Below are 25,524 nucleotides of genomic sequence, written 5' to 3' on the forward strand. Positions count from 1 at the left end.
GTCAGACGAGGACCGTGAGCACCAGCCACGTCACGAACGCCGACGGCAGCAGGGAATCGAGACGGTCCATGATCCCACCGTGCCCGGGGAGCAGGGTGCCCATGTCCTTGATGCGAAGCTCTCGCTTGACCTGGGATTCGATCAGATCGCCGAGCGTGGCGGTGACCACAAGGACCACACCGAGGAGCACGCCGATCATCGAGTTCTCGTCGAGGATCAGGGTGACCGTGAGCAGGCTGCCGATGACGCAGAACAGCAGCGAACCGAAGAACCCTTCCCACGACTTCTTGGGGCTGATCGCCGGCACCATCGGATGCTTGCCGAACAGCACACCCGCCGCGTAGCCGCCCACATCGGAGCAGACCACACCGATCATCAGGCACAACACGCGCCCGGCGCCGTCGTCCTGCAACACCATCAGCACGGCGAACGACGCCAGCAGCGGAATCCAGGAGGCGACGAACACGGTGATCGCGGTGTCCCGGAGGAAATTCTGGGGTGTCGCCTTCAGCCCGTGGTCGAACAGGCGCCAGACCATGCAGACCAGCACCGTCCCCGCGAAGGCGCTGAGCACCCCGACCGGGCCGAACGGCCACCCCAGCCACAGGATCGCCTGGCCGCCGGCGAGCAGCGGGATCCGGGGGGCGCTGATCCCGGTCTCACGCAGGCGCTTGGTGACCTCCCACGTGGCGACTGCCATCGCGACGGCCACCACGCCGATCCATACCAGCGGCACGTAGACGAGGATCAGGATCAGCGCGACGCCGAGACCGACGCCCACGCCGATCGCGGCAGGAAGGTTACGCCCGGCCTTCGACTTCGCGGCCGGGGCCGCCTCCGGCGCACCCTCGGAGACCGGTTCCGAGGGGTCACCCTCGGAGATGGGTCCCCCTGGGGTCCCGTGTTCTGCTGGCACGGTCACTGTCCCCGATCCACTCCTCGTCTCGTGACTAAACTTCCAGTAACTCGGCTTCCTTGTGCTTCACCAGTTCGTCGACCTGCGCGACGTACCGGGCGGTCGTCTTGTCGAGTTCCTTCTCGGCCCGACCGACCTCGTCCTCGCCGGCCTCGCCGTCCTTCTGGATCCGGGACAGCTCGTCCATCGCCTTGCGCCGCACGTTGCGCACGGACACCTTCGCGTCCTCGCCCTTGGACTTGGCCTGCTTGACCAGTTCGCGGCGGCGTTCCTCGGTGAGCTGGGGAACGGAGATGCGGATCAGGTTTCCGTCGTTGGACGGGTTCACGCCCAGGTCGGAGTTCCGGATCGCCGTCTCGATGGCGCCGAGCTGCGAGGCCTCGTACGGCTTGACGACGACCAGTCGCGCTTCCGGCACGTTGATGCTGGCGAGCTGCGTGATCGGGGTGAACGCGCCGTAGTAGTCGATTCCGATGCGATTGAACATGCCAGGATTCGCGCGACCCGTGCGGATCGATCCGAGATCGTCCTTGGCCACCGTGACAGCCTTCTCCATCTTCTCCTCGGCTTCGAAGAGAGCTTCATCAATCACGGCTGTTCCTCCATGTCGTTCTGCATCGATTCGTCACTGCCTCTATTTCGAGAAAACCCGGTGTCGAGCGTGTCACTCGCGTCATGACTTGACGAGCGTTCCGATCTTCTCACCGGACACTGCCCGAGCGATATTCCCCTCGGTCAGCAGATTGAACACCATGATCGGCATCTCGTTGTCCATACAGAGACTGAACGCCGTCGCGTCGGCGACCTTGAGTCCCTGTTCGATGACCTCACGGTGCGTGATCTGCGCGTACATCGTCGCGGTCGGGTCGAGGTTCGGGTCCGCGGTGAACACGCCGTCGACGGCCTTGGCCATCAAGACGACCTCGGCGCCGATCTCGAGTGCGCGCTGCGCGGCGGTCGTGTCGGTCGAGAAGTAGGGCATGCCCATGCCGGCGCCGAAGATCACGACGCGGCCCTTCTCGAGGTGCCGCTGGGCGCGCAGCGGAATGTAGGGCTCCGCCACCTGCCCCATCGTGATCGCCGTCTGCACGCGGCTGTCGATGCCCTCTTTCTCCAGGAAGTCCTGCAGAGCAAGGCAATTCATCACGGTGCCGAGCATGCCCATGTAGTCGGACCGCGCGCGGTCCAAACCTCGCTGCTGCAGTTCCGCACCACGGAAGAAGTTGCCGCCGCCGATGACGACCGCCACCTGCACCCCAGACCGTACGACCTCGGCGATCTGTTCCGCGACCTTGGTCACGACGTCGGGGTCGAGGCCGACCTTGCCACCACCGAACATTTCTCCGCCGAGTTTGAGAAGGACTCGATGGAATCCCGTACGTTCGTTGGCTGGTTCGGACATTGCTCTCCTCAGTTCCACAGCACTCGTCGATTTCGACAGCGGCCGAGCGCACCCACGCGCCTACTCGACCCATTCAGACGGCCATCTTCATCCTGCCTCATCAGGACGGTGGCGGTATACGTAGGCCCCGCCGGGCGAGCGCACTCGTCCGACGGGGCCATACGACTCACACGACTAGCTCGAAGCACCGACCTCGAAGCGAACGAAGCGCTTGATGGTGACGCCGGCCTCGTCGAGGATCGCCTTGACGGACTTCTTGGAGTCCTGCACCGAGGACTGCTCGGTCAGCACGACGTCCTTGAAGTAGCCGTTGACGCGGCCTTCGATGATCTTCGGCAGAGCCTGTTCCGGCTTGCCCTCGGCGCGAGCGGTCTCCTCGGCGATGTGACGCTCGTTGGCGACGATGTCCTCGGGGACCTCGTCGCGCGTGACGTACTTGGCCTTGAGCGCCGCGACCTGCATGGCGGCACCGCGAGCGGCCTCCGCAGCAGCGTCACCCTCACCGGTGTACTCGACGAGGACGCCGACGGCGGGCGGCAGGTCGGCGCTGCGCTTGTGCAGGTAGACCGCGACCGGTCCGTCGAACGAGGCGATCTTGCTCAGGACGAGCTTCTCGCCGATCTTCGCGGACTGCTCCTGGATGACGGTATCGACCGTCTTGCCGTCGAGGTCGAGCGCCTTGAGCGCGTCGACGTCGGCGGGCTTCGCTGCCGCGGCGACCGTGACGATCGACTCGGCGAGCTTCAGGAAGTCCTCGTTCTTCGCGACGAAGTCCGTCTCGCAGTCGAGCTCGAGCAGGACGCCGTCCTTGGAAACGACCAGGCCCTCGGCCGTGGTGCGCTCGGCACGCTTGCCCACGTCCTTGGCGCCCTTGATGCGCAGCTGCTCCACAGCCTTGTCGAAGTCACCCTCGGCCTCAGCGAGAGCGTTCTTGCAGGCCATCATTCCGGAGCCGGTGAGCTCGCGGAGCCGCTTGACGTCAGCGGCGGTGTAGTTCGCCATGGTGAGCGAGCCTCCTCATATGTCTGTCGGGACGTAAGTCAGGGTAGTACTCGGACCAGACCGTGAAACGGCCCTGACCAAAAGATCTCTGGTCAGGGCCGTGTGCATCGGATCAGGCCTCGGTGGAGGGTGCCTCTGCTGCGGGGGCCTCGGCAGCCGGAGCCGCCTGTGCCTCAGCTGCGGGAGCGGCCTCTGCGGCGGGCGCTGCCTCAGCGGCGGGCGCGGCCTCAGCGGCGGGCGCGGCCTGCGAGAGCAGTTCCTGCTCCCACTCGGCGAGGGGTTCGCCGGCGCCGGCCTCGGGCTTCGCGTCCTTGTCGGCGCTCAGTCCGGCACGGGCCTGCACGCCCTCGGCCACTGCGGATGCGACGACCTTGGTGAGCAGGGCGGCGCTGCGGATGGCGTCGTCGTTGCCCGGGATCGGGTAGTCGACGAGGTCGGGGTCGCAGTTGGTGTCCAGGATCGCGATGACCGGGATGTTCAGCTTGCGAGCCTCGGCAACGGCCAGGTGCTCCTTGTTGGTGTCGACGACCCACACCGCGGAGGGGACCTTGGCCATGTCGCGGATACCACCGAGAGTGCGGTCCAGCTTGGTCATCTCACGCGTGAGCATGAGGATTTCCTTCTTGGTGCGACCCTCGAAGCCACCGGTCTGCTCCATTGCCTCGAGCTCCTTGAGGCGGAGAAGACGCTTGTGGACGGTGGTGAAGTTGGTGAGCATGCCGCCGAGCCAACGCTGGTTGACGTAGGGCATCCCGACGCGAGTGGCCTCGGCCGCGATGGATTCCTGGGCCTGCTTCTTGGTGCCGACGAAGAGGACGGTGCCGCCGTGGGCAACGGTCTCCTTGACGAACTCGTACGCCTTGTCGATGTACGTCAGCGTCTGCTGCAAGTCGATGATGTAGATGCCGTTGCGGTCGGTGAAGATGAAACGCTTCATCTTCGGGTTCCAACGACGGGTCTGGTGACCGAAGTGCGTGCCGCTGTCGAGCAGCTGCTTCATTGTTACGACAGCCATGGCTGTGTATCTCTCTTTCATTGCCGGTTGATGCAGAGCATCTCGAGACGCTCCACCCTGGCGCCCGCAGACCATCGGACTCACACCGAGGTGCGAGACCAGCCGATGGCCGATAACCTGCGCGGGCGCGCGAAGTCGGACTGTGGGAGCACAGACCGCTCGATCAGTGTACGGCCTCCACGCCGAACGCCCTAACCGCCCCTGCCACACCGCGGCCGCGCGTGCAAGGGTTTCGCAGGATCTGTGGACAAAACGTAGTCGATCCACATTCTCGTCCGCTACCCCTTCATCGGCCCGGACGTGCGGGATCGTCCATCCATGACGACATTCGGGGCGATCGTGCGGGCGCTCACGGCGGCGGCCACGGCGTCCACGCTGCTGACCGCCGCTGCGCTCTTCGCCCCGCCCGCCGACGCCGCGCCGACCGGTGAATTCGACTGGCCGCTGCACCCACGACCCCGGGTGGTCCGGGCGTTCGACAACCCCGAGCGCGACTGGCTTCCCGGCCATCGCGGCGTGGATCTGGGCGGCGTGCCCGACGAGGCCGTCCTGTCCGCAGGTGCGGGTGTGGTGGTGTTCGCCGGCACGGTGGCGGGCAAACCCGTCGTCTCCGTCGACCACCCGGGTGGGCTCCGCACAACGTACGAGCCGGTGACCGCCCGGGTCACCCCCGGGCAGCGCGTGGGCCGTGGCACCGTCCTCGGCACGCTCGAACCCGGGCACCCGCGCTGCATCACCTTGGTCGCCGCGTGCCTGCACTGGGGTCTTCGCCGCGACCGTGAGTACCTCGACCCGCTCGGGCTCGTCCGCGTGGCGCCGGTGCGGCGCTACCCGTCGGGGCCCCCGACCGCGGTGGCTCGCGCCACTCCGCGACGGCGTGCCTGCCTGCCGACTCCGGGAAGTCGTCCGCGACCATCGCCGCGAGTTCGACGAACGCCTTCCTCGTCGCCGGACGCAGCAGGTCCAGATCCACCACCGACCCCTCGGCGAGGTGCCCGTCGAACGGCACCACCTTCACGGCGCGGCACCGGAGCAGGAAGTGATTGGTCAGTTCCGTCATGTCGATCGTGCCCGAGCCGGGCCGGGCGGCGCTGATCTTGACGACCGTCCGCGAGACCAGGTGCCCGTAACCGTGGTGCTGCAACCAGTCCAGCGGAGCGGCGGCACTGCGGGCTCCGTCGACGGCCGGCGAGCTCACCAGCACCATAGGGAATTGGCGAGTTGCAGAACGCCGTTCATCGCCGAATGCATGATGCCGGTGCCGCAGTCGGTGAGGATGATGTTGTAGTGCACCTGCAGTGTCGATCACCCGCCGGTAGTCGTCGTCGGAGATCGCCGGGTCCTGTTCGCTCGCGAGCACCTCGAGACGGCTCGGCGCCTACGACGTGTGGGCCCCGCACATCTGAGTAACGCCGGATGGTCGACTGCGCCGCGATGGGATCACGGACGGTCGAATGCGTCTGCAGGAGCACACATTGCGAGAGCGTCCCGAAGTCGGGGTTGGCGTCGACGGCGATCACGCAGTCGCCGCGCAATGACGCGAACGTCGATCCCAGCCCGATCGTGGTCGTCATCTTGCCGATGCCGCCCTTCAAGGACAGGAAGGCAATTCGATAGTCCCCCTGGATCGGCTGCCGGATGCGGTCGAGCAGTACCGCTTCGCCCGTCTCACCTGCCGACGCTCCCGGATTCACCGATCCCCTGGTGAGCCGGTGCAGTCCGCGCCGCCACCCTCGGCTCGGCGCCTTGCGTGCCCGTTCGAGGAGCGCATCCGCCACCAGATCCTGACTGGTCACCTGATGCCGGTTGGCTCCAGGGCGGGACCGTCCCAGGATTGCTGCCCCACTGATCGGCCGCGGTGTCGCTCGCGGCCACGGCCCAGACATTCTCTAAGCAGGAGTCCACGCCTACCGGCCGGCTCCCAGTTCCCGAACAAGGACACCGCTCGACCAGACACCGAGCCCGCAGACGACCACTCAAAAAGCCAGGGATCACCAGGTGTCCCGGTCGGACGTTCGGCCCGCCTGCGGACTCCCCCCGAGGCTAAATGTCGGAGGTCGGCGTTACTGTCGAGGTCGTACGCACCCGGTTGCCACATGTACTGGCGGGAGGGTTGATGGATGACGTAACGGCGGTGCCGGCATCGTTGTCCGGCGTGGTTTCTGGGCGCTCTGGTCGCCACAGTATCGACGACGGGGTCTCCACGACGCCGCGGCAGTTCTCGTTCACCACCCGCGCCCACGTGGCGGTCGACGACGCGACCGGTGAGCGGATCGGCCTCGATGACGTCGACACCCGGGTGGGGTGGCTGCTCGATCTGATTGCAGGTGCTGGCGCCGAGTTGGTGTCGCGGCTGTGGCGGCCGGCGACGTTCGACGTGCTCGCCGCCGGCCGTGACCGCCAGGACCGCAGGCTGCCCACACAGGGTCATGTCGCCGCGGCGCGGCTCGGCTGGGATCCGTTCTATCCGGACGGGGTCTATGTGCCGTCGCGGGTGAGCCGGGTGGTGACCGCGCAGGTGCTGGCGACCCTGCGGACCCTGGCCTACCGGGACACCGCGATCGCGGCACTGTCGACCCGATTCGACCCGGCCACCGGTCGTCTGACCGCACCCACCGAGCCGGGCGACTCTGTGCCCTCGGGTTTCGCTCGGGGTGTGCGGCGCCAGCTCGCCGCACGCGCCCGCTCCAGTGGCGGGGCACCGGCCGGCCGGTTGCGGATCACCGACCTGCAGGGACCACCGCAGATCGCGTCGATGGCCCGACTGTCGGCCGCCGATCGGCAGCTCGCGCAGCTTGCCGTCACCGTCGCAGAGCATGAGCTGGTGTTGACGGTGAAGCTGCCGACCTGTCCCGCGCCGGTGGGGCGGGCGCAGTGGCGGCGGGTGCGGCTGACCGCGGCCATCCCCGCGCACCTGTGCGGCCGGCCTGTCATCGATTGGCATCTGCCGACCCTGGTCCTCGACCACCGGGGTCTGTTGTGGCGGTGCGCCGCGACCGAACTCGTCCCGGCAGATGACCTGGACTCGGCCGCGGTCGCGGTGGGCGTGGATTGGTCCCCGTCCACGCTCGGTGCCGCCGCCCTCACCACCGACAGCCCGGAGAGGCTGGTGTCGGATTACCGGGGCTTCACCTACGACGACCGCGGCCTCGGAATCAAACTGGCGCGCCTGCAGGCCGAGGGGCAGCTGCTGCACGCCAAGGCCGCCCGGCTGACCCGGCTGGCCGCCACCGCCCCACCGGAGGTCCGCGCCCAGCTGGAGGCGAAGATCGCCGTCCTCGACGAACACCGCACCGCGGTGGGTGCCAAGCGGGGGAAGATCAACCGGGAACTCGCGTTCCACTTCGCCCGCCAGGTCACCGACTACGCCACCACCGCCGGAGCGCAGGTGATCGCGGTGGAAGATCTCACCACCCTCGAGACCCGCGGACACGGCCGGGTCAACAACAACCGGGCCGCGCAGTCCGCCCGCCGCCAAGCGGTCGCCGCCCTCGCGCACACCGCCACCGGTGCCGGCATCACGGTGGTCTCGGTGCCCGCCCGAGGATCGTCCGCATGGTGTCCGGGCTGCGACGAACCACTTGCCCGTCCCGGCGGGTACCACACCGCGTGGTGCCCGGGCTGCCGGGTCGGCGGCAACCGCGACCACCTCGCGGGGGTGAACCTGGCCAAACGCGCACTGCTCGGCAAAGGCAAGGTCACCCGTCGACGTGGGCAGCTCCCCGCGGTCCGGGTCGCCGAGCACGCGCCGATACGCAGGTGCCGCGACAAAACCGGTCCCACCCCGAGCAGGCCCCGGCATCGCCGGGTCCGCCGCAGCCTGCCCACCGCACCACGGCGGTTGGGGGTGAATCCGAAACAGCATGTTCCTGCACCACAAGCGTCGGTGTGGGACACGGTCCAACCCACACCACCGCACGGTGACGCGGGTAGCCGTGACACACGTCCATCTCAGGCGCCCGCCACACCAGTGGCAGACAGTCCGAGATCTACGTAGACGCTGTGAAGTTGCGCACCTCCGGGGCGATGCTGGCCGCAGCCTGCCCGCGAGCCACGACCGCAGCACCTGGATGTCGAGCTCGCCGAGGTGTGCCTCCGGTGACGTCGACAACCAGTACCGCAGTAGCGACTCGCGTCCGCGACGTACGCCTTCACGGTGTGCTGCGATCGGCCGCGTTCGAGCCCGAGATGCCGCGCGTACTCCTCGAGTACCAGCTCCAACGGTGCCGGTAGGTCGCTGATCATGGTGGCAACAGTCGACTCGGGCGGGAGATAAATCAAGCAGCCGCGCCGCTAGAGTTCTTTTGTGCAGCGAACGATCTCCATTCCCATGTTGTGTGTCCTGGCGTTACTGTCCGCGATCGCGCCGCTGGCTACCGACATGTATCTCCCCGGTCTCCCCCTGATGACTGAGAGCCTGAACACGTCGGCGCCGAGCGTGCAGTTGACATTGACCACGTTCATGGCAGGGCTCGGAATCGGGCAGCTCGTCGTCGGACCGCTGTCGGACGGCCTCGGACGCCGTCGTCTGCTGATCGGCGCCACCGTCGTGACGACCCTCGCCGCGATGGCGTGCGCTCTCGCGCCCACCGTGGAAACCCTCATCGCTGCAAGACTTTTCCAGGGGCTGAGTGGTGGCGCGGCGATCGTGCTCGCACGCGCCTGCATCGCCGACCGGGCCCGTGGAGACAACGCCGCCCGGCTCTTCAGCATCATGATGATCATTGGCGGGGTTGCGCCGGTCGTCGCACCGTTGATGGGCGGCGCACTGCTCGGACCGGTCGGCTGGCGAGGGATCTTCTGGGTGCTCACCGTCGCTGGTGTGGTGATGTTCGCGGGAGTGCTGATCCTCGTCCCGGAGACGCTTCCCGAGGAGAACCGGCACGGCGGCGGGCTCACTGCACTGGTCCGGAATCTGCGTTACGTCGTCGGCAACCGTGTCTACCTGGGTTACGCGTTCACGTTCATGTTCGGGTTCGTCGCGCTCTTCTCGTACATCTCCGCATCCCCTTTCGTCGTGCAGAACGTCCTCGGGCTCAGCCCGGTGCAGTTCTCCATGGTGTTCGCGGTGAACGCGGCGGGCATGGTGAGCGCCGCGATCGTGAACACGCGGCTCGTGGGCACATTCCATGCCCGGCAACTGCTGGGGTTCGGGGTCACGCTGCTCCTGGCAGCGGGCGTCGTGCTGCTTCTCGCCGCGGTGCTGATCGATTCGCCGCCGTGGTGGGCGATCCTGATTCCGTTGTTCGTCTCGGTGTCGAGCATCGGGTTCGTGATGGGCAATGCGACGGCGCTGGCCCAGGGCGAGGTGACCAAGGCGTCCGGCACCGGGTCAGCGCTCCTCGGCGCCGGCCAGTTCGGCCTCGCCGCGGTGGTCTCGCCGCTCGTCGGCATCGCCGGCCCCGACACCGCAGTGCCGATGGCCGTCGCGATCCCGACCGCGGGCGCCGTGGCGATGCTGTCGCTGGTGGTGCTGACGCGGCGGACGCACCTCTCGTAGCGCGTCCACCGCACCGGGTCAGCGGGAGGCACCCTCGCTCGCGGCGAGCTCGGACTTCCACACGCGGAAGCCCTCCTCGGTGCGACCGCGACGCCAGTAGCCGGAGATGGACGCGGCCGACGCGGGGACGCCTCGTTCCTTACGCACGTAGGAGCGCAGGTTGTGCATGACGGCCTGCGCCTCACCGTGAATGAAGACCTGCGCCGTTCCGGGCAGCCATGCGGTATCGCGCACTGCCGCGACGAGGGGTGCGTTGTCCCCGGACGCCTCTTCACCGATCCGGTCCGACGTGTCGCCGCGGTGAATCCAGGTGACGTCGACGCCGGCGGGCGAGTCGAAGACGATTTCGTCCTCCGGGCCGGCGACCTCGATGATGACCCGTCCGACAGCCGACGCGTCCAGCTTCTCGACGGACGCCGAGATGGCGGGAATTGCGGTCTCGTCGCCGGCGAGCAGGTACCAGTCGGCTGCCGGGTCCGGCGCGAACGCGCCGCTGGGGCCGCGCAACCGGAGGACGTCACCGGCCGCCGCGGATGCCGCCCACGGTCCGGCGACGCCGGCGTCGCCGTGCACCACGAAATCGATGGCGATCTCTCGCTTCACCGAATCCACCGACCGGATCGTGTACGTGCGCAGGACGGGCTCGTCGGGGCTCCCGAATTCGAGTTTCGCGTACGCATCGGTGTAGGAATTTGGAACGAAGCTGTCGAATCCCGGGTCGCCGAGGAATACCCGCACCATGTGCGGGGTCAGCCATTCGGTCCGGAGCACGGTCAGTGTCGCAGTCGGCTTTGCCACAGGCATCTCTCCAATGAACTCAAGTTGGTTAGTGTTACCTAACTACGGTACAGGAGTGACTGGCGACGGCGGTCAGAGCGGAATCAGGTGGTGCTTCTGCTCGCCGCGGGCGGAGCGCTTGTCGCGGAGCAACGTCAACGCCCGCCGGATCTCGAGCCGGGTGGCGGACGGTTCGATCACCGCGTCGATGTAGCCGCGCTCGGCGGCCGAATACGGTGTCGCGACGTTCTCGTTGTAGGCGTCGACGAGTTGCTGCCGCATCGCCTCCTGTTCCTCGCCGGCAGCTTCGAGTTCGCGGTGGTAGAGGAGACTGATCGCGGCCTCGGCGCCCATGACCGCGATGCGTGCGGTCGGCCAGGCGAAGTTCACGTCGGCACCGAGTTGCTTGCACCCCATCACCGCGTATCCGCCGCCGTAGGACTTACGGACCACAACAGTCACTTTCGGCACCGTGGCCGCCGCGAACGCCTGCAGGAAGCGGCCGCCGCTGCGGAGCACGCCGTTCCGCTCCTGTTCCAGCCCGGGTAGGAAGCCCGGCGTGTCGACGACGAACACGAGCGGAATCTCGTAGGCGTCGCAGATCCGCACGAAGCGGGCTGCCTTGGCGGCACCGACCTGATCCAGTGCTCCACTGAGGAATTGCGGCTGGTTGGCCACCACTCCGACGGATCGTCCGTCCACCCGGGAGAATCCGGTGATCACGTTCGGTGCCGTTTGCGCGGCGAGTTCGTGGAAGTCTCCGTCGTCGAAGATGTTCAGCAGCAGGTCGTGCATGTCGTAGGCGGCATTGTCGGCGTCCGGCATGAACTCGTTCAACGCCAGATCGTTGTCGGTGATCTCGGGTTCGAGTCCCGGGTTCACGATGGGCGCCTCTTCGTGCCTGCTGGACGGGAGGAAGCCGAGATAATCACGCACCCAGGCGAACGCCGCTTCCTCGCTTGGCGCGACGTGGTGGACGTTCCCGTTCTCGGCCTGGGCGCGGGCGCCGCCGAGTTCGTCGAGGGTGACGTCCTCGCCGGTGACGGATTTGATGACTCCGGGACCGGTGACGAACATGTACGCCTGCTCGTCCACGGCGACAACGAGGTCTGTGTTGATCGGCGCGTACGCCCCGCCGCCCGCGCATTTGCCGAGGAGGATCGAGACCTGCGGGCACACTCCCGACAGCGGGATCTGGCGGCGGCCCATTTCGGCGTACCAGGCGAGCGACGTGACGGCGTCCTGTACGCGTGCGCCGCCGGAGTCGTTGATGCCCACGCAGGGGCAGCCGATCCGTCCGGCGAATTCGATGATCGATGCGACCTTGCGACCGAACATCTCCCCCACGCTGCCACCGAACACGGTGTGGTCGTGCGAGAACACCGCCACCGGACGTCCGTCGACGGTTCCGTGGCCGGTGACGACGCCGTCACCGTAGGGGTTGTCGGGGGCTCCCGGGTTCTTCGCCATCTGTCCGACCTCGATGAAGCTGCCGGAATCGAGCAGCATCCGGATCCGTTCGCGGGGTCCGGGCAGACCTTTCTGCTTGCGCCGCGCGATCGCCCTCGGGCTCCCCGGATTCAGCGACTGCTCGAGCCGATCCTCGAGATCGGCGAGCAGTTCCGCCGTGGTCCTGGTCATGTGAGATTCCTCCTCGAGACGCACCCGCGAGCGGACTGCACTCCCGGACCGCCGGTAGTTGCCTCATCGGACACCGTATGTGCACCGACCGGACGCTGTGGGTGAGCCGACTGGACTCCAAGTACCCACGACGGGCGCAACTACCCCTCCGGCACAACGCTGGGTGGAGTGGAAACCGTCGACCGGAGCGCTGCGAGGACTTCACAGACTCGATCGCCCCGGGGCGCGATGTCGGCCCGGGGCGTGCCCTCAGGCAACCGGCAGCTAGCTCCGCTACGAGCCGGAGGCGATCAACAGGCTCAACACCTGCGCGACGAAGTTCCGCCACAAGTCCTCGGCTGACCCCATATCTCACTCCTTCGTGCGGTTGTGAGGTGCGATATGAACGTTTCTACCCCAACGTGACGTCGATCAGTCGCTTCGACTCGCATTAGGGGCAACCGAGCACGATGAAGTGCGCGCCGAGCGGACTCCCGACTGGCTCGTCACCCCTCACCTCTGCCGCGACCACCCCGTGTCGTCGGAGCCGACGAAGCCCTCCATCTCCAGAAGCGGCAGCACAGCCCGAACCTGCTCCACCGCGACCCCGGACAGTTCGGACAACTCCCGGACCCCACGCGGCCCGACCGCGGGCAACGCCTCGTACACCAGCAGGGCGTCCCCCGACAGCGCATCCAGATCGCGGACCACGTCCGGGCCTTCCCGCAGCCCGATCGGCCCGGCCTCCTCCACCACGTCACCGGCATTCGCGACCAACCGCGCCTCCCCCTCCCGAATCATCCGATTGCACCCCGTCGACGACGCCGACGTCACCGGGCCCGGCACGGCCATCACCGGACGCCCCAACTTGCGCGCCCAACTCGCCGTGTTCCGCGCACCGCTGCGCCACCCTGCCTCCACCACGACCACCCCGTCGGACAGGCTCGCCACCAACCGATTCCGCGCCAGGAACCGATGCTTCGCCGGTGTCGTGCCCGGTGCGTACTCACTGACCACCGCACCGTTCTGCGCGATCTGCCGCAACATGCGCGCATGCCCCGCCGGATACGCACGATCCACACCACACGCGAGCACCGCCACCGTCAGGCCCCCGACACCCAGCGCTGCCCGATGCGCGGCACCATCGACCCCGAACGCCGCACCCGACACGATCGTCCACCCGTCGACGGCGAGATCACCGGAAATCTCGGCAGTCACGTGCTCGCCGTAGGCACTCGCCGCCCGCGTCCCCACGATCGAGATCGCCCGATCGGTCAGTTCGGCCACCGGCCGCGAACCGAGCACCCACAGCGCCAACGGCGGGCCCTCGTCCCGCGATCGGGACAGATTCCCGAAGCCGAGGAGCCGCCACTGCGGCCACTCGTCGTCGTCCGGCGTCACGAGCCGGCCACCCATCCCCGCCACCAGTGCGAGATCGTGCGCGGCGGTATCCACATGCGCCCGGGCAACGGTCCGCTCCCCCAGCATCTCCGACAGGTCCCGCTCCCGCACGGCCCGCGCAGCCTCCTCCGGACCCACCTCCTCCACGAGCCGCGACAGCGCCGGGCTCGGCCCCTGCACCACCTTCGACAGATACGCCCACGCCAACCGCCGCGGATCCTGGACCACATTCAGACCGCTTGCACCACTTCGACTTTCCACTGTCACTGAAAGCTCCGATCACGAAACCCCAACGCGGTGACCACCTGCTCCGGGCCCGGCATGTCGAGTCCCGCCAGATCCTCACGGTCCAGGCCACTCGCAACGCCCGATCGGCGCCCGGGCCGTGATCAGTCCCTTCCGTAGCGCACGCTCCACCGGCGCCAGCGCGGGCCGTGCCAACCGGAACTTCTGCCGCAGGGCCGGTCCGGGCACCTCCGCGTTGGTGCGCCAGCCGTAGTCGCTCCACCGCTCGCCGGCGGCCGCCCGCGCCTCCGCCACCCGCTGGCGGACGTCCTCGGTGCTCTCCCCGACCTCGTCGATGAACGCTCCGGTCGCGACGGCCTGCATCCGCACCCGCAGATCCACCCGATCCATCAGCGGTCCCGACAGCTTCCCGAGGTAGCGTCGCCGGGCAGTCGGTGCGCACACGCAGTCGGCTTCCCGCGCGGGCGCGCACGGGCACGGATTGGCCGCGAGGATCAGCTGGAAGAGCGCCGGATAGCGGGCGACCCCGTCCCGGCGCGCGATTCGCACCTCCCCGTCCTCGAGCGGGGTCCGCAGAGCTTCGAGGACCTTGGTTCCGATCTCGGCGCACTCGTCGAGAAACAGCACCCCTCGGTGGGCGCGACTGACCGCGCCGGGCTTCGCGACCCCGCTTCCCCCGCCGACGAGTGCGCTCACGGACGCGGTGTGGTGGGGTGCGATGAACGGCGGCACGTCGATGAGGGGACGCTCGGGCGGCAGGAGCCCGGCCACGGAGTGGATTGCTGTCACCTCGAGCGATTCACTCTCGGTGAGCGGGGGCAGAACCCCGGGAAGTCGTTGCGCCAGCATCGTCTTCCCCACGCCGGGTGGGCCGGTGAGCATCAGGTGGTGCGCTCCCGCCGCCGCCACCTCGATGGCCCAGCGCGCCTCTGCCTGACCCACCACCTCGCTCAGATCGGCGCGCACCGGTTGCGCAACCCACTGCGCCGGCTCCGGATACTCGAGATCCCGCTCCTCCCGCAGCCACGCGATCGCCGCCCGCAGGTCGTGCGCGCCGAGCACCTCGACACCACCGACCAGCCCTGCCTCGGGCAGCGACTGCACCGGGACGACCACCGTCGCCCACCCCGCATTCTTCGCCGCGAGCACCGCAGGCAGAATCCCGCGCACCGACCGGAGCCGCCCGTCCAGCGCGAGTTCTCCGAGCAGAACGGTCTCGCGCAGCCGCTGCCGCTTCACCTGCTTGGCCGCGTCCAGCACGGCAGCGACGAGGGCGAGATCGTAGACCGAGCCGACCTTCGGCAGCGTCGCCGGCGACAGCGCGAGGATCACCTTCGAATCCGGCCACTCCTCGCCCGAGTTCGCCACCGCGGCCCTGATCCGGTCCCGAGCCTCCTGCAGCGCGGTGTCCGGCAGCCCGACCAGATGCACCGCGGGGAGTCCGCGGCCGATATCGGCCTCGATCTCGACCAGTTGACCGTCGACCCCGGTCACGGCCACCGAGTGTGCTCGCCCCAGTGCCATCAGAACGCATCCCGGACGTGTTCGATCTGGGGCTGCGGACCGTGCCCGATCATGATCGCGACCACGTCGAACCGCACCCGCGACCAGTGCCGGCCCGAGTCCCGCAGCCACTCCACGGCCAACAGGCGGATCCTGCGCTGTTTCGAGAACGTCACCGCCTCGGCCGGACTGCCGTATCCCAGGCCGCGCCGTGTCTTCACCTCCACGAACACGAGCCAGTCTCCCTCTGCCGCAATGAGATCGACTTCCCCGTATCGGGATCGCCAGTTCCGGTCGACGATCTCCATGCCCGCCTCGGTGAGATACCGGGCGGCCAGATCCTCCCCATGTGCACCAAGCGCGAGATTGTGCGCCACAGCAGCCTCCACCCCGTCCCCCGGCGGCCCACCGATGCAAACCGCGTCTCTCGCACCACCGTGCCCGACCCGCATTCCGGGAAGAGGTGCCCGAACTGGCGAACGAATTGGGCTGTGTATGAAGTGCACGTTGTGGACAACTCGGCACTGCGCGGCAAGTGTTCACCCCAAAGACCCAGGCCAGGGCTGTCAAGCCGGTAATCGAACGGTCAGCCGAGCGCGGGCATCCATCGGCGCGCGAGCGATGCCACCCAGTCGGCGGCCGCGCCGGGATCCCCGGGTGGCGACTCGACGAGGACGAGTTCGTCGACTCCCGCCTCGGCCAGCGCATCGACGTCGGAGGGGTCCACTTCCCGCAAGGCTACGGCCAGGCGCAACTCCTCGGCGTCGCGCCCTGCGTCCCGGCACAGTGCGTGGATCGTCCGGATTCGTTCGGTGACGGCGTCGACGCCGTCCAGGCTGAACCCGTACCAGCCGTCACCCCACGCCGCGACCCGGCGGAGTGCCGCGTCACTGTTGCCGCCGAGCACGACCGGAATCCGGCGATCACGCACGGGTTTCGGATTGACCCGCACCGAATCGACGCGGACGAACTCACCCTCGAACGTCGCGACGTCGTCACGCCACAGCGTGCGCATCGCCGCAACGTATTCGGCGGCGCGCTCGCCACGTCCCTCGAACGGAATGCCGAGCGCAGCGAATTCTTCCCGGGACCATCCGATGCCCACGCCGAGCGTCAGCCGGCCCCCACTCATCAGATCCAACGTCGCGGCCTGCTTGGCCATGAGGACGGGATTGTGTTCGGGCAGTAGCAACACTCCGGTGGCAACGCCGATCGTGTGGGTGGCAGCGGCGGCGAAACTCAGCCCGATCATCGGGTCGAGCCAATCCGCGACGGCGGGGACCGCGATCCGGCCGTCGTCCGCGTACGGATACCGCGACTCCGACCGGTCCACCATCACGACGTGCTCGCCTGCCCACAGCGTGGCGAATCCGCTGTTCTCGGCGGCAACCGCGACCGAGTCGATCACCGCGCGACGAGCGCCGGTGCCGATCCCGAGTGCGTGCAACCCGAGGCGCATTGGCCGATCGTCTCACAGTTACCCGGCCGAAGTGACTCGCTTCCGGGACGCTTCTATCCGCGGACGTCGAGGCTACGGGCGTAGTGCTCCTTGAACACCTCGAGATGCGTCCAGGTCTCCAGGGCCATCACACCGTCGATCGTCCGGATGTGTTCGGCAAGGGCGTAGAGGTCACCCGACGAGTCGGCGGCGACCGTGCCGATCAGGTCGAATCTGCCGAGTGTCCGCGCCAGGAACTCGATACCCGGCAGGTCCTCGATCTGCGCGCACGCCTCCCGGTCCCGCGATCCGAGGCTGACACCGATGCCCATGGCGAGGGTTCTGCCGCCACCGCGGCGCCTCACGACGGCTCCGACGCGCAACGCGGTGCTGTCGATCAGATGGTTCACGCGATTCCGCGCCGCACTCGGTGAGAGCCCGGTGCGTTCGGCCAGTTCCAGAAACGGCATCCGCCCGTTCCGTTCCAGTAACTCGATGAGCGCGACGTCTTTCGCGTCCAGTCGGACGTCGGCCCGTAATGCGCTCTTGGGCATGAAGATTCCCTTGATGACATCGGCGTAGAACAGCGTGTTGACGGTGCGGACACCGGGTTCCGCACGGATCGCGGCGATGGCGTCGTAGAGGTCCCGCTGGTTGGGGACGCGCAGTTCGGCGATGATGTTGTACTGCCCGCTCACAGCGGAAATGTAGACGGCCGCCTCCGACGCGCAGAGTGCCTCGGCGACGGGACCCACCGGCCCCGACACGGCGACGGACACGTGTGCCATCGCCTTGAGGCCCAGCAACTCGGGGTGTGCGACGGCAACGACACTCACCGTGCCCGTGTCGAGCAGCGTCTGGACGCGCGTGGACACCGCGGCGCGGGGTGCGCCCACGGTCGCGGCGAGCTCTCGATAGGTTGCGCGACCGTTCGACTGCAACGCCGCGATGAGCTTGGAATCCAGTTCGACAGTCATGATGCCCCGAGATTTCTCGATTTCTTTCTGCATTCCCGACAGACAAGAAGAATCGCACAGATCCCAATATTCTGCGAATCGGTGCAATTCTGCTCCAACTACTGAACACATTCGTCGTCGAACGATCGCTCCGAAACTTTGATGTATTGCGTAGCCGCTGGTCAGGGCGTAATTTCCCTCCCAACCGGAACGTGACCCACACCACCATCTCGAAGGATCACCATGCGCAAGCTGTTTCACCACGAGGCGTCCCCCCTCGACGCCACCGCCACCGTCTTCACCGGTGGCACGCTCCGCACCGTGGACGCAGACACCGAGGGCGCCGAGGCCTTCCTCGTCTACGGCAATCGCTTCGCCGCGGTCGGCACCGCTGCGGAATGTCGTGAGGAAGCGCGGAGGATCGGCACCCGGACGACGGACGTCATCGATCTCGCCGGGGCGACCGTCGTACCCGGGTTCGTCGATCCGCACGCCCACCCCCTGATGTACGGCCAGATGCTCAGCTGGGTGGACTGCGGCCCCGAGAAGGCACGCACCATTCCCGAGATCGTCGCACTGCTCCGGGAGGCGGCGGGGAACCAGCCTGCCGGGATCCCGGTGCGTGGGTACGGCTACGAGCACCGCAACCTCGTCGAGGGCCGTCATCCCACGAAGGAGGAACTCGATCAGGTCGGTACCGACCGCGAGGTCTACCTGATGAACGCCAGCGGCCACGGCGGCGTCGTCAACACTTTCACCCTCGAACTCCACGGCGTCACCCGTGACACCCCGAATCCGCCCGGCGGCGAGTTCTTCCGCGACGCGGACGGCGAGCTGACCGGCGAACTGTCCGATGCCGCCTCCAACATCCTCACCGGCGTGAACGGCGTCAAGGTCGGTCATCACGGCCCGAACTTCCACCTCGAGGACGAACCCGAGGAGCATCTGCGGCAGCTCTCCGTGGCGCAGGAGAAGTTCCTCGAGGGCGGCGTCACCACGATCGGCGACTGCCAGGTGACGCGGCGCGAGTTCGACATGTACCTGCGACTGGCGGAGCAGGGCCGGCTCGAGACCCGGGTGAGCATGTACCTGCTCAGCCACCTGCTCGATCACGCGCTCGACACCGGGCTGCACGGTGCGTTCGGCAACTCACGTCTCGCGTTCGGCGGGATCAAGTTCTACGCCGACGGCACTCTCGGCGGTTGGACCGCCTACTTCCCTGATGGGTACGTGGGCGACCCGTGCCGGACCGGACAGCTCTATCACGAGCCCGCCGACTATGCGGCGCTGATCGCGAAGGCACACGCCGTCGGCCTGCAGACTGCGACGCATGCGCAGTCGCCGACCGCGATCGACATGGTCCTCGACGCGATCGAGGCCGCGCAGAAGGCGCATCCCGACGCCGATGCCCGTCACCGCATCGAGCACTGCGGGTTGCCGACCCCCGAGCAGATCACGCGGATGCACGCACTCGGTGTGTACCCCGTCAACCAGCCGCAGCACTACTACAACTGGGGCGAGGGCGTGACCGCGGCCATCGGCACCCCGGGTGAGCGTTTCAATCCCCTGGGCGAATTCGTCGAAGCCGACGTACCGGTCACGATCAGTTCCGACGCACCCGTCGCCGAGCCCAAACCACTCGAGGCGATCCAGGCCGCCGTCACCCGCATCACCCGGCAGGGACATCAACTCGGCTCGAACGCATTGCGACTGACCGCCGCCCAGGCCCTCACCGCGCACACGCTGAACGGGGCCCGCGCGCTCGGACGGGAATCCGAACTCGGCAGCATCTCCCCCGGCAAGCGCGCCGATTTCGTGGTCCTCGGCGCCGACCCTCTCACCGTCGACCCGCACACCATTGCCGACATCGAGGTCCGTGAAACGTGGATCGACGGCGAATTGGCGCATTCCACCCGCAGCGACCTACTCTCGACCACTGCAACCACCGAGGATCAGTCATGAGTCACGACACTCAGATCGCCAAGGCCCGCAAGGCGGGTTTCGCGGCCTTCGTCGGCACCACCATCGAGTGGTACGACTTCTACGTGTACGCCACGGCGGCGGCCCTGGTGTTCGGTGAGATCTTCTTCCCCTCCGACACCGACCGCCTGACCGGCATCGCCGCCGCGTTCGCCACCTACGCGGTGGGCTTCTTCGCCCGCCCGCTCGGCGGCATCGTCTTCGGACACGTCGGCGACCGGGTCGGCCGGCGGACGGCGCTCGTCGTGACACTCACCCTGATGGGCGCGGGCACGTTCCTGATCGGTGCGCTGCCGACATACGCGCAGATCGGGTTCTGGGCGCCGCTGCTGCTCGTGATGCTGCGTTTCGTGCAGGGTTTCGCGGTGGGCGGCGAATGGGGTGGCGCCGTGCTGATGGCCGTCGAACACGCGCCCGAGGACAAGAAGACGTTCTACGGCGGATTCGCACAGCTGGGCAACCCCGCAGGCGCGCTGCTCGCCACCGGGTTCTTCAGTGTCCTCTCGACCTTCGGCGACGACGCCCTGCGGGACTGGGCGTGGCGGCTGCCGTTCCTGTGCTCGGCGCTGCTGATCGGCGTGGGGTTGCTGGTGCGACTGAAGGTGGAGGAATCCCCCGTCTTCGAGTCCGAGGTGCAGACGGCGACCGAACCCGAAGCGCTGCCGCTGAAGTACGCCATCGTCACCAACTGGCGCCCGATCCTGCTCGGCATGGGCATCCTGCCCGTCGCGGTGGGCGGCTACTACCTCGTGACGACGTTCATCACGGCGTACGCCACCGACCCGGACGTCGGGCTGTCCGAGACACTCGTCCTCAACGCGCTCAGCGTTGCCGCGGTGGTGGAATTGATCGCCACGCTCGGAGTGGCGTGGCTCGGCGACAAGGTCGGCCGGATCCGCGTGGTGATCTACGGACTGCTGGCCGTCGCGGTGCTCGCCGCGCCACAGTTCCTGGTCCTGACGTCCGGGTCGGTGGTCCTGATCTTCCTGACCTTCGCCGTCATGCGGCTCGTCCTGGCCGCGACGTACGGTCCGATCGCGGCGGTGCTGTCGCAGATGTTCCGGCCGCAGGCCCGGTACACCAGCATCTCGCTCGCCTACCAGGGCGCCGGCGCGATCTTCGGTGGACTGTCGCCGTTGGTGTCCACGCTCATGTACCAGGCCACCGGCAGCGTGTGGCCGGTGATCGGCCTCCTGATCGGAATGTGCGCGGTCAGCATTCTCTGCCTGCCCGTGGCGCCGCAGCACGTCGATCACGTCGACGGCGAGTCCGACGAATCGGTGGGCGACCTAGGCGCCGCCCGGGCTCGGGCCTCGAGCTGACATCCCCGTGAGTGGCAGGGCCGGTGCTGCGTGCGCAGCACCGGCCCTGCCACCTGTCAGGTGGGCTCGCCGTCCGAATCTGCCGGAGACACAGCGGCTGCCGGCGAGACGAGACCGGCGTCGTCGAGCGCACGCCCAGTGAGAACCCGACCCAGTTCGATCATCTCGGCGGCACGATGGTAATCGAGACTGCGGCACGCGTTCCGGGGCACCCGAACGTGCACGTCCGGTGGGTACGCGGCGAGCTGATAGCGAGCCAACGTTGCCTGCATCACGTCGAGCGAACGGTTCATCACCGCGAACCGGCTGAACTTCGGGACGGCCACGGCGTCGCCCTCGACCACGGTCTGATCGCCGATCACCTGGCCGTCCTGCTCGTCCGTCGGATCCGGGTCGGTGTGCGCAGCGCCGAATCGCCCCACGACCGACCGCACGATGTCCAGGTCACGCAGCTGCGCGGCGCTCCGGCGGAAGCGCGCCACCCATTCGTCCACCGGCCGCGAATCCGCGCTGACGTTCTCCGGGGCCAGCGAGCGCCCGTCCCGATCCTCGGCGCTCAGGCTGATCCCGACGGTCAGGTCGGCGCTCACGGAGACGAGCGGCGCCATCGGCAAAGGGTCGAGCACCCCACCGTCGGCGAGCACCCGGCCGTTGAGCACATACGGCGTGATGACGCCGGGGATGGCGATCGACGCACGGATCGCCGCGTCGACGGGCCCTCGCTGGAACCACACCGACCGGCCCGCAGCGAGATCGGTGGCCACGGCCGTATACGGAATCGGAAGGTCTTCGATGCGGATCTCGCCGAGTATCTCCCTGACCCGTTGCAGGATCTTCTCGGCGTGGATGGCTCCGGGGGCGGACACCGACAGGTCGAGAAGACGCACGACGTCGAGCTGGGTCAGGCCGATCGCCCACCGGGTGAAGTCGTCGAGCGTGCCCGCTGCGTGGAGTCCTCCCACCAGGGCCCCCATCGACGAGCCCGCGACACCGACGATCTCGAATCCGCGCTCCTCGAGCACCTGGATCGCTCCGATGTGGGCGTACCCCCGCGCACCGCCGCTCCCCAGAGCCAGCGCGACACGCCTCGGTCCGGTCATCGGACGATCGTACGCGGACGAGAACTCCGGATCGTCAGGACAGACCGTTGTCGGGGAGCCGCAGGTCCGGCTTGTCGAGTTCCTCGATGTTCACGTCCTTGAACGTGATGACGCGGACATACTTCACGAAACGCGCGGGACGGTACATGTCCCACACCCACGCATCGGACATCCGCAGCTCGAAGTAGATCTCTCCGTCCGCGTTGTGCGGCAGCAACTCCACCGAGTTCGCCAGATAGAACCGGCGCTCGGTCTCCACGACATAGGAGAACTGACCGACGATGTCCCGGTACTCGCGGTAGAGCGACAGCTCCATCTCGGTTTCGTACTTCTCGAGATCCTCGGCACTCATCGGTCTCGGAGTCCTCCTGCTCTGGTGTGAATTGTCATCATCTCGCACTTCCGGAACTGTTATCCACTCGGTGTATCAGCGCGGCGACGTTCGACCACGAGCGGCGGTGCTCCGGGCACGGGCCCAGCTTCTCGAGAGCCGTCAGGTGCGCGGGCGTGTTGTACCCCTTGTGGATCGCGAAACCGTAACCGGGATGTGTCTCGTCCATTGCGACCATCACCCGGTCGCGAGAGACCTTGGCCAGCACACTCGCCGCCGCGATGCATGCCGCCGCGGCGTCGCCGCCGATCACCGGCAGCGACGGGGCCGGCAGGCCCGGGACGCGGAAGCCGTCGGTGAGAACGTAACCCGGGGTGGTCGAGAGCCCGGCAACGGCACGTCGCATGCCCTCGATGTTGGCTACGTGCACACCCATCCGGTCGACTTCCTCGGCCGGAAAAGACACGACGCTCCACGCCACCGCGAGCCGGGTGATGGCCGGGAACAACTCTTCGCGCGTGCGTTCGGTGAGCTTCTTCGAATCGTCGAGGCGCGCCAGCGCCGGATACGGCTTCGGTGCGAGCACGCAGGCCGCCACGACGAGCGGCCCCGCACACGCGCCCCGGCCTGCTTCGTCGACACCGGCCACCGGACCGAGGCCGCTACGGACCAGCGCCGACTCCATCGTCCGCAGACCGGACGACCTGCGAATGACGATGCGTGGAGGCCAGGAAGTCACTTGCCCTGGATATCGGGTGAACTGATCGTGCCCATCCGCGACGGCGGCAACGCGATGAAGACGGCCTTACCGATCACGTTGTCGAGCGGGATGGTGCCTTGTATGTCGTCGCCCACGTGGTACCGCGAGTCCGCGGAGTTGCTGCGATTGTCACCCATCACCCACAGGTGCCCGTCGGGCACGGTGACCGGGCCGAAGCAGCGCGCCGACTTCAGTGCCGTGTCGCAGGTCTGGGAGCCGGGGACGAACGGGAAATCCATGACGACGTAGGGCTCGTCGAGCGGCTTGCCGTCGACCAGGATCCGGCCCTGGTCGTCGCAGCATTCGACGGTCTGACCGCCGGTGGCGATCACACGCTTGACGAGGTCGTTCTCGTCCGGGGGGACGAGTCCGACGAGGGAACCGAGTTCCTGCGCACCGCGGATCACCACGTTGGAGGACCGGGTGGAGACGAAATCCTGCGACCACGAATCGGGGCCACGGAACACGATGACGTCACCCGGTTGCGGTTCACCGAAGCGGTAACCGATCTTCTCGACCACGATGCGGTCGCCGGTGCAGCCCGCGCACCCGTGCAGCGTCGGTTCCATCGATTCGGACGGAATGAGATACACCCGGGCGACGAACGTCTGCAACAGGAAACTCAGAACGAGCGCGACCAGAATCAGGATCGGCAACTCACGGAGGAAGGAGCGGGGCTTCTTCTCGGGCTCCGCCGTTCCGCCGTTCACGGCGGAGGTGGCGGCCGAATCGCCGGTGGTCTCGGATTCCGACGACAATGCCCGCTCCTTCGAAGAATCTGTCACGAAATCAGATTAGCCCGGCACTGCGACTACGCAGTGCCGGGCTCATCGGAAAGGTCAGCGCTTTTCCTTGATCTTGGCGGCCTTGCCACGCAGATCGCGGAGGTAGTACAGCTTGGCGCGGCGGACGTCACCGCGGGTGACGACCTCGATCTGCGCCAGGTTGGGGCTGTGGACCGGGAAGGTGCGCTCGACGCCGACACCGAAGGAGACCTTGCGGACGGTGAAGGTCTCGCGGACGCCGCCGCCTTGACGGCGGATCACGACGCCCTTGAAGACCTGCACGCGCTCCTTCGAGCCTTCGATGACCTTGACGTGCACGTTGAGGGTGTCGCCGGGACGGAACTCGGGAATGTCGTCGCGGAGGGACTTCTTGTCCAGGAAATCGAGAGTGTTCATCGGTGTTCCATCCTTGCGTTTTCGCAGGAGCAGAGGAACCGAGCGGCACCCGGACGTTCGAAGAACACCGGTGCTCGTCTGGTTCGTGCCCAGATCAAGTACTGCTGCCTGGTCCAGGCAACCCGTCCATTGTGCCAGACGCCACCGGGTGAAGAGAAATCGGCGGCGGCGCCGCATGCACCACGTGGTCGAGTTCGACCTCCGCCGCCACCCTGGCATGTTCCGCGGCTTCCTTCACGTGCACTGCGCTGGGAGTCCCGGCGATGAAATCCTGCACGAAGATCTTGGCCCGGATGACCGGCCGACGCCACTTCCGCTCCCGCTCGAGGGCCCGGAGCATCCGCTTCGGCTTGGAGGTGTAGCGCCACCGGGCCCACGGTGCGCTCGGCCGGCTCAATCGGAGCGCCCCGATCAGCAGGATCGGAAAGATGAACAGGCCGAGCAACCCCGTCCAGATCTTCCCCTTCAGCAGCACCACCGCCGCGATGAGCAGGTTGATCACGGACGAGAACGCGATCGCGATCCGCACCCAGGGATCCGGCGAGTCCCGGAAGTCGGTGACGTTGATCAGTTCGAGCGGCCGGAGGCCGAGGAGCAGCAGACCCGTCACCGCGATCGCCACGAACACGGCATCGACCGACGTCCGGCCCTCATCCGCCCAATACACGTCCTGCAGGTAGAAGATCAGCGCGAACTCGTCCAGCACGAGCGCGGCGCCGACCCCGAAGAACGTGGCGAGGACGGCGCCGGTGGTCTGGGTGCCGTCCTCGTACACGGCGATGAGGGAGACCCCCGAGACGAGCATCGTCACGACGCCGAACACCACGTGGTGAACGTGATGCCCGCCGGGTTTCACGTTGCCCGGCCACCACGACACCTCGGCGCGGATCATCCGCACGCTCAACCGGATGAACAGGAAAGCCGCGAGAAACCCGAGCAGGAAAAAGAGCAGAGGCAGGCGCCCGTGCCCGACGATTTCCCGATCCAGCCATTCGTACATCGGCATCCACTATCCCAGTAAAGAACTAGTCACTCCATCGAAAAGTGGAGGCTCGTGTCGGGATGGTGACCTCT

General features: G+C 67.5%; 21 protein-coding genes and 3 pseudogenes. 5 read left to right on the top strand and 19 right to left on the bottom strand.

The genetic code is table 11. The annotated features are described in order from the left end of the window. Position 1 precedes the first annotated feature (1 nt). The 5 genes from JVH1_RS03460 to rpsB form a co-directional block, all read right to left on the bottom strand. Positions 2-922 carry a phosphatidate cytidylyltransferase gene (locus JVH1_RS03460; protein ID WP_009479741.1) on the bottom strand — a complete coding sequence of 307 codons (921 nt, stop codon included), beginning with the start codon at positions 920-922 and terminating at the stop codon, positions 2-4. Between the two features lie 28 nt (positions 923-950). Further along, a complete protein-coding gene (gene frr / locus JVH1_RS03465; protein ID WP_005240537.1) occupies positions 951-1,508 on the bottom strand; it encodes a ribosome recycling factor in 558 nt (185 codons plus the stop codon). A gap of 81 nt (positions 1,509-1,589) precedes the next feature. Further along, a complete protein-coding gene (gene pyrH, locus JVH1_RS03470) occupies positions 1,590-2,318 on the bottom strand; it encodes a UMP kinase (RefSeq protein WP_009479740.1) in 729 nt (242 codons plus the stop codon). Positions 2,319-2,492: 174 nt separating this feature from the next. Beyond that, positions 2,493-3,320 carry a translation elongation factor Ts gene (gene tsf, locus JVH1_RS03475; protein WP_005240533.1) on the bottom strand — a complete coding sequence of 276 codons (828 nt, stop codon included), beginning with the start codon at positions 3,318-3,320 and terminating at the stop codon, positions 2,493-2,495. Positions 3,321-3,432: 112 nt separating this feature from the next. After that, entirely contained in the window at positions 3,433-4,335 is a 903-nt protein-coding gene (rpsB, locus tag JVH1_RS03480; protein ID WP_011598428.1) for a 30S ribosomal protein S2, read from the bottom strand. A 318-nt stretch (positions 4,336-4,653) separates the two neighbouring features. Between rpsB and JVH1_RS03485 the strand changes: the two are divergent. After that, a pseudogene (locus JVH1_RS03485) lies at positions 4,654-5,175 on the top strand (M23 family metallopeptidase); the annotation flags it as partial. Between the two features lie 34 nt (positions 5,176-5,209). Here the strand turns inward: JVH1_RS03485 and JVH1_RS03490 are convergent. After that, positions 5,210-6,140: pseudogene (locus JVH1_RS03490) on the bottom strand (MinD/ParA family protein); the annotation flags it as partial. Between the two features lie 311 nt (positions 6,141-6,451). Between JVH1_RS03490 and JVH1_RS03495 the strand changes: the two are divergent. Then, positions 6,452-8,332 carry a zinc ribbon domain-containing protein gene (locus tag JVH1_RS03495; protein WP_371112936.1) on the top strand — a complete coding sequence of 627 codons (1,881 nt, stop codon included), beginning with the start codon at positions 6,452-6,454 and terminating at the stop codon, positions 8,330-8,332. A gap of 333 nt (positions 8,333-8,665) precedes the next feature. Further along, on the top strand, positions 8,666-9,835 hold the full coding sequence (locus tag JVH1_RS03500) for a multidrug effflux MFS transporter (RefSeq protein WP_009479736.1): 1,170 nt from the start codon (positions 8,666-8,668) through the stop codon (positions 9,833-9,835). A gap of 18 nt (positions 9,836-9,853) precedes the next feature. Here the strand turns inward: JVH1_RS03500 and JVH1_RS03505 are convergent, their stop codons facing one another. From JVH1_RS03505 to JVH1_RS03535, 7 genes and pseudogenes are all read right to left on the bottom strand, one after another. After that, positions 9,854-10,633 carry a siderophore-interacting protein gene (locus tag JVH1_RS03505; RefSeq protein WP_009479735.1) on the bottom strand — a complete coding sequence of 260 codons (780 nt, stop codon included), beginning with the start codon at positions 10,631-10,633 and terminating at the stop codon, positions 9,854-9,856. A 72-nt stretch (positions 10,634-10,705) separates the two neighbouring features. Then, positions 10,706-12,253, bottom strand: a complete 1,548-nt coding sequence (locus tag JVH1_RS03510) for an acyl-CoA carboxylase subunit beta (protein WP_009479734.1) — start codon at positions 12,251-12,253, stop codon at positions 10,706-10,708. A gap of 492 nt (positions 12,254-12,745) precedes the next feature. After that, positions 12,746-13,900: a DNA-processing protein DprA gene (gene dprA, locus JVH1_RS03515; protein WP_009479733.1), complete on the bottom strand. Its 1,155-nt coding sequence runs from the start codon at positions 13,898-13,900 to the stop codon at positions 12,746-12,748. Further along, positions 13,897-15,403, bottom strand: a pseudogene (locus JVH1_RS03520) (YifB family Mg chelatase-like AAA ATPase). Before JVH1_RS03520 ends, dprA begins: the two are co-directional and overlap by 4 nt. Further along, positions 15,403-15,759, bottom strand: coding sequence for a YraN family protein (locus tag JVH1_RS03525; RefSeq protein ID WP_005259362.1), 357 nt, complete (start codon positions 15,757-15,759; stop codon positions 15,403-15,405). The pseudogene JVH1_RS03520 and the gene JVH1_RS03525 overlap by 1 nt, the downstream one beginning before the upstream one ends. A 209-nt stretch (positions 15,760-15,968) precedes the next feature. Beyond that, complete coding sequence (locus tag JVH1_RS03530) at positions 15,969-16,841, bottom strand: LLM class F420-dependent oxidoreductase (RefSeq protein WP_009479730.1); 873 nt, start codon at positions 16,839-16,841, stop codon at positions 15,969-15,971. 53 nt (positions 16,842-16,894) lie between these two features. Continuing rightward, the gene (locus JVH1_RS03535) at positions 16,895-17,797 is read right to left on the bottom strand and encodes an Lrp/AsnC family transcriptional regulator (RefSeq protein ID WP_029539446.1); all 903 of its coding nucleotides are present in this window, start codon (positions 17,795-17,797) and stop codon (positions 16,895-16,897) included. Positions 17,798-18,019: 222 nt separating this feature from the next. Here JVH1_RS03535 and JVH1_RS03540 point away from each other — a divergent pair, with 222 nt between their 5' ends. Together JVH1_RS03540 and JVH1_RS03545 are read left to right on the top strand one after the other, a co-directional pair. After that, complete coding sequence (locus JVH1_RS03540; RefSeq protein WP_009479728.1) at positions 18,020-19,738, top strand: amidohydrolase; 1,719 nt, start codon at positions 18,020-18,022, stop codon at positions 19,736-19,738. Next, entirely contained in the window at positions 19,735-21,078 is a 1,344-nt protein-coding gene (locus tag JVH1_RS03545; protein ID WP_009479727.1) for an MFS transporter, read from the top strand. Before JVH1_RS03540 ends, JVH1_RS03545 begins: the two co-directional genes overlap by 4 nt. 56 nt (positions 21,079-21,134) lie before the next feature. Here JVH1_RS03545 and JVH1_RS03550 read toward each other — a convergent pair whose 3' ends face one another. From JVH1_RS03550 to JVH1_RS03575, 6 genes are all read right to left on the bottom strand, one after another. Next, positions 21,135-22,178, bottom strand: coding sequence for a patatin-like phospholipase family protein (locus JVH1_RS03550; protein WP_009479726.1), 1,044 nt, complete (start codon positions 22,176-22,178; stop codon positions 21,135-21,137). Positions 22,179-22,212: 34 nt separating this feature from the next. Further along, entirely contained in the window at positions 22,213-22,530 is a 318-nt protein-coding gene (locus JVH1_RS03555) for a DUF2469 domain-containing protein (RefSeq protein WP_005240496.1), read from the bottom strand. Between the two features lie 37 nt (positions 22,531-22,567). Further along, on the bottom strand, positions 22,568-23,248 hold the full coding sequence (locus JVH1_RS03560) for a ribonuclease HII (protein WP_005240494.1): 681 nt from the start codon (positions 23,246-23,248) through the stop codon (positions 22,568-22,570). Further along, complete coding sequence (lepB, locus tag JVH1_RS03565) at positions 23,245-24,027, bottom strand: signal peptidase I (RefSeq protein ID WP_009479724.1); 783 nt, start codon at positions 24,025-24,027, stop codon at positions 23,245-23,247. Before lepB ends, JVH1_RS03560 begins: the two co-directional genes overlap by 4 nt. Before the next feature lie 81 nt (positions 24,028-24,108). Beyond that, positions 24,109-24,450, bottom strand: a complete 342-nt coding sequence (gene rplS / locus JVH1_RS03570; protein ID WP_005240490.1) for a 50S ribosomal protein L19 — start codon at positions 24,448-24,450, stop codon at positions 24,109-24,111. A gap of 94 nt (positions 24,451-24,544) precedes the next feature. After that, complete coding sequence (locus JVH1_RS03575) at positions 24,545-25,450, bottom strand: hypothetical protein (protein ID WP_009479723.1); 906 nt, start codon at positions 25,448-25,450, stop codon at positions 24,545-24,547. Positions 25,451-25,524: the final 74 nt, after the last annotated feature.

This window comes from Rhodococcus sp. JVH1 (genome assembly GCF_000280725.2).
Lineage (GTDB): Bacteria > Actinomycetota > Actinomycetes > Mycobacteriales > Mycobacteriaceae > Rhodococcus_F > Rhodococcus_F jostii_A.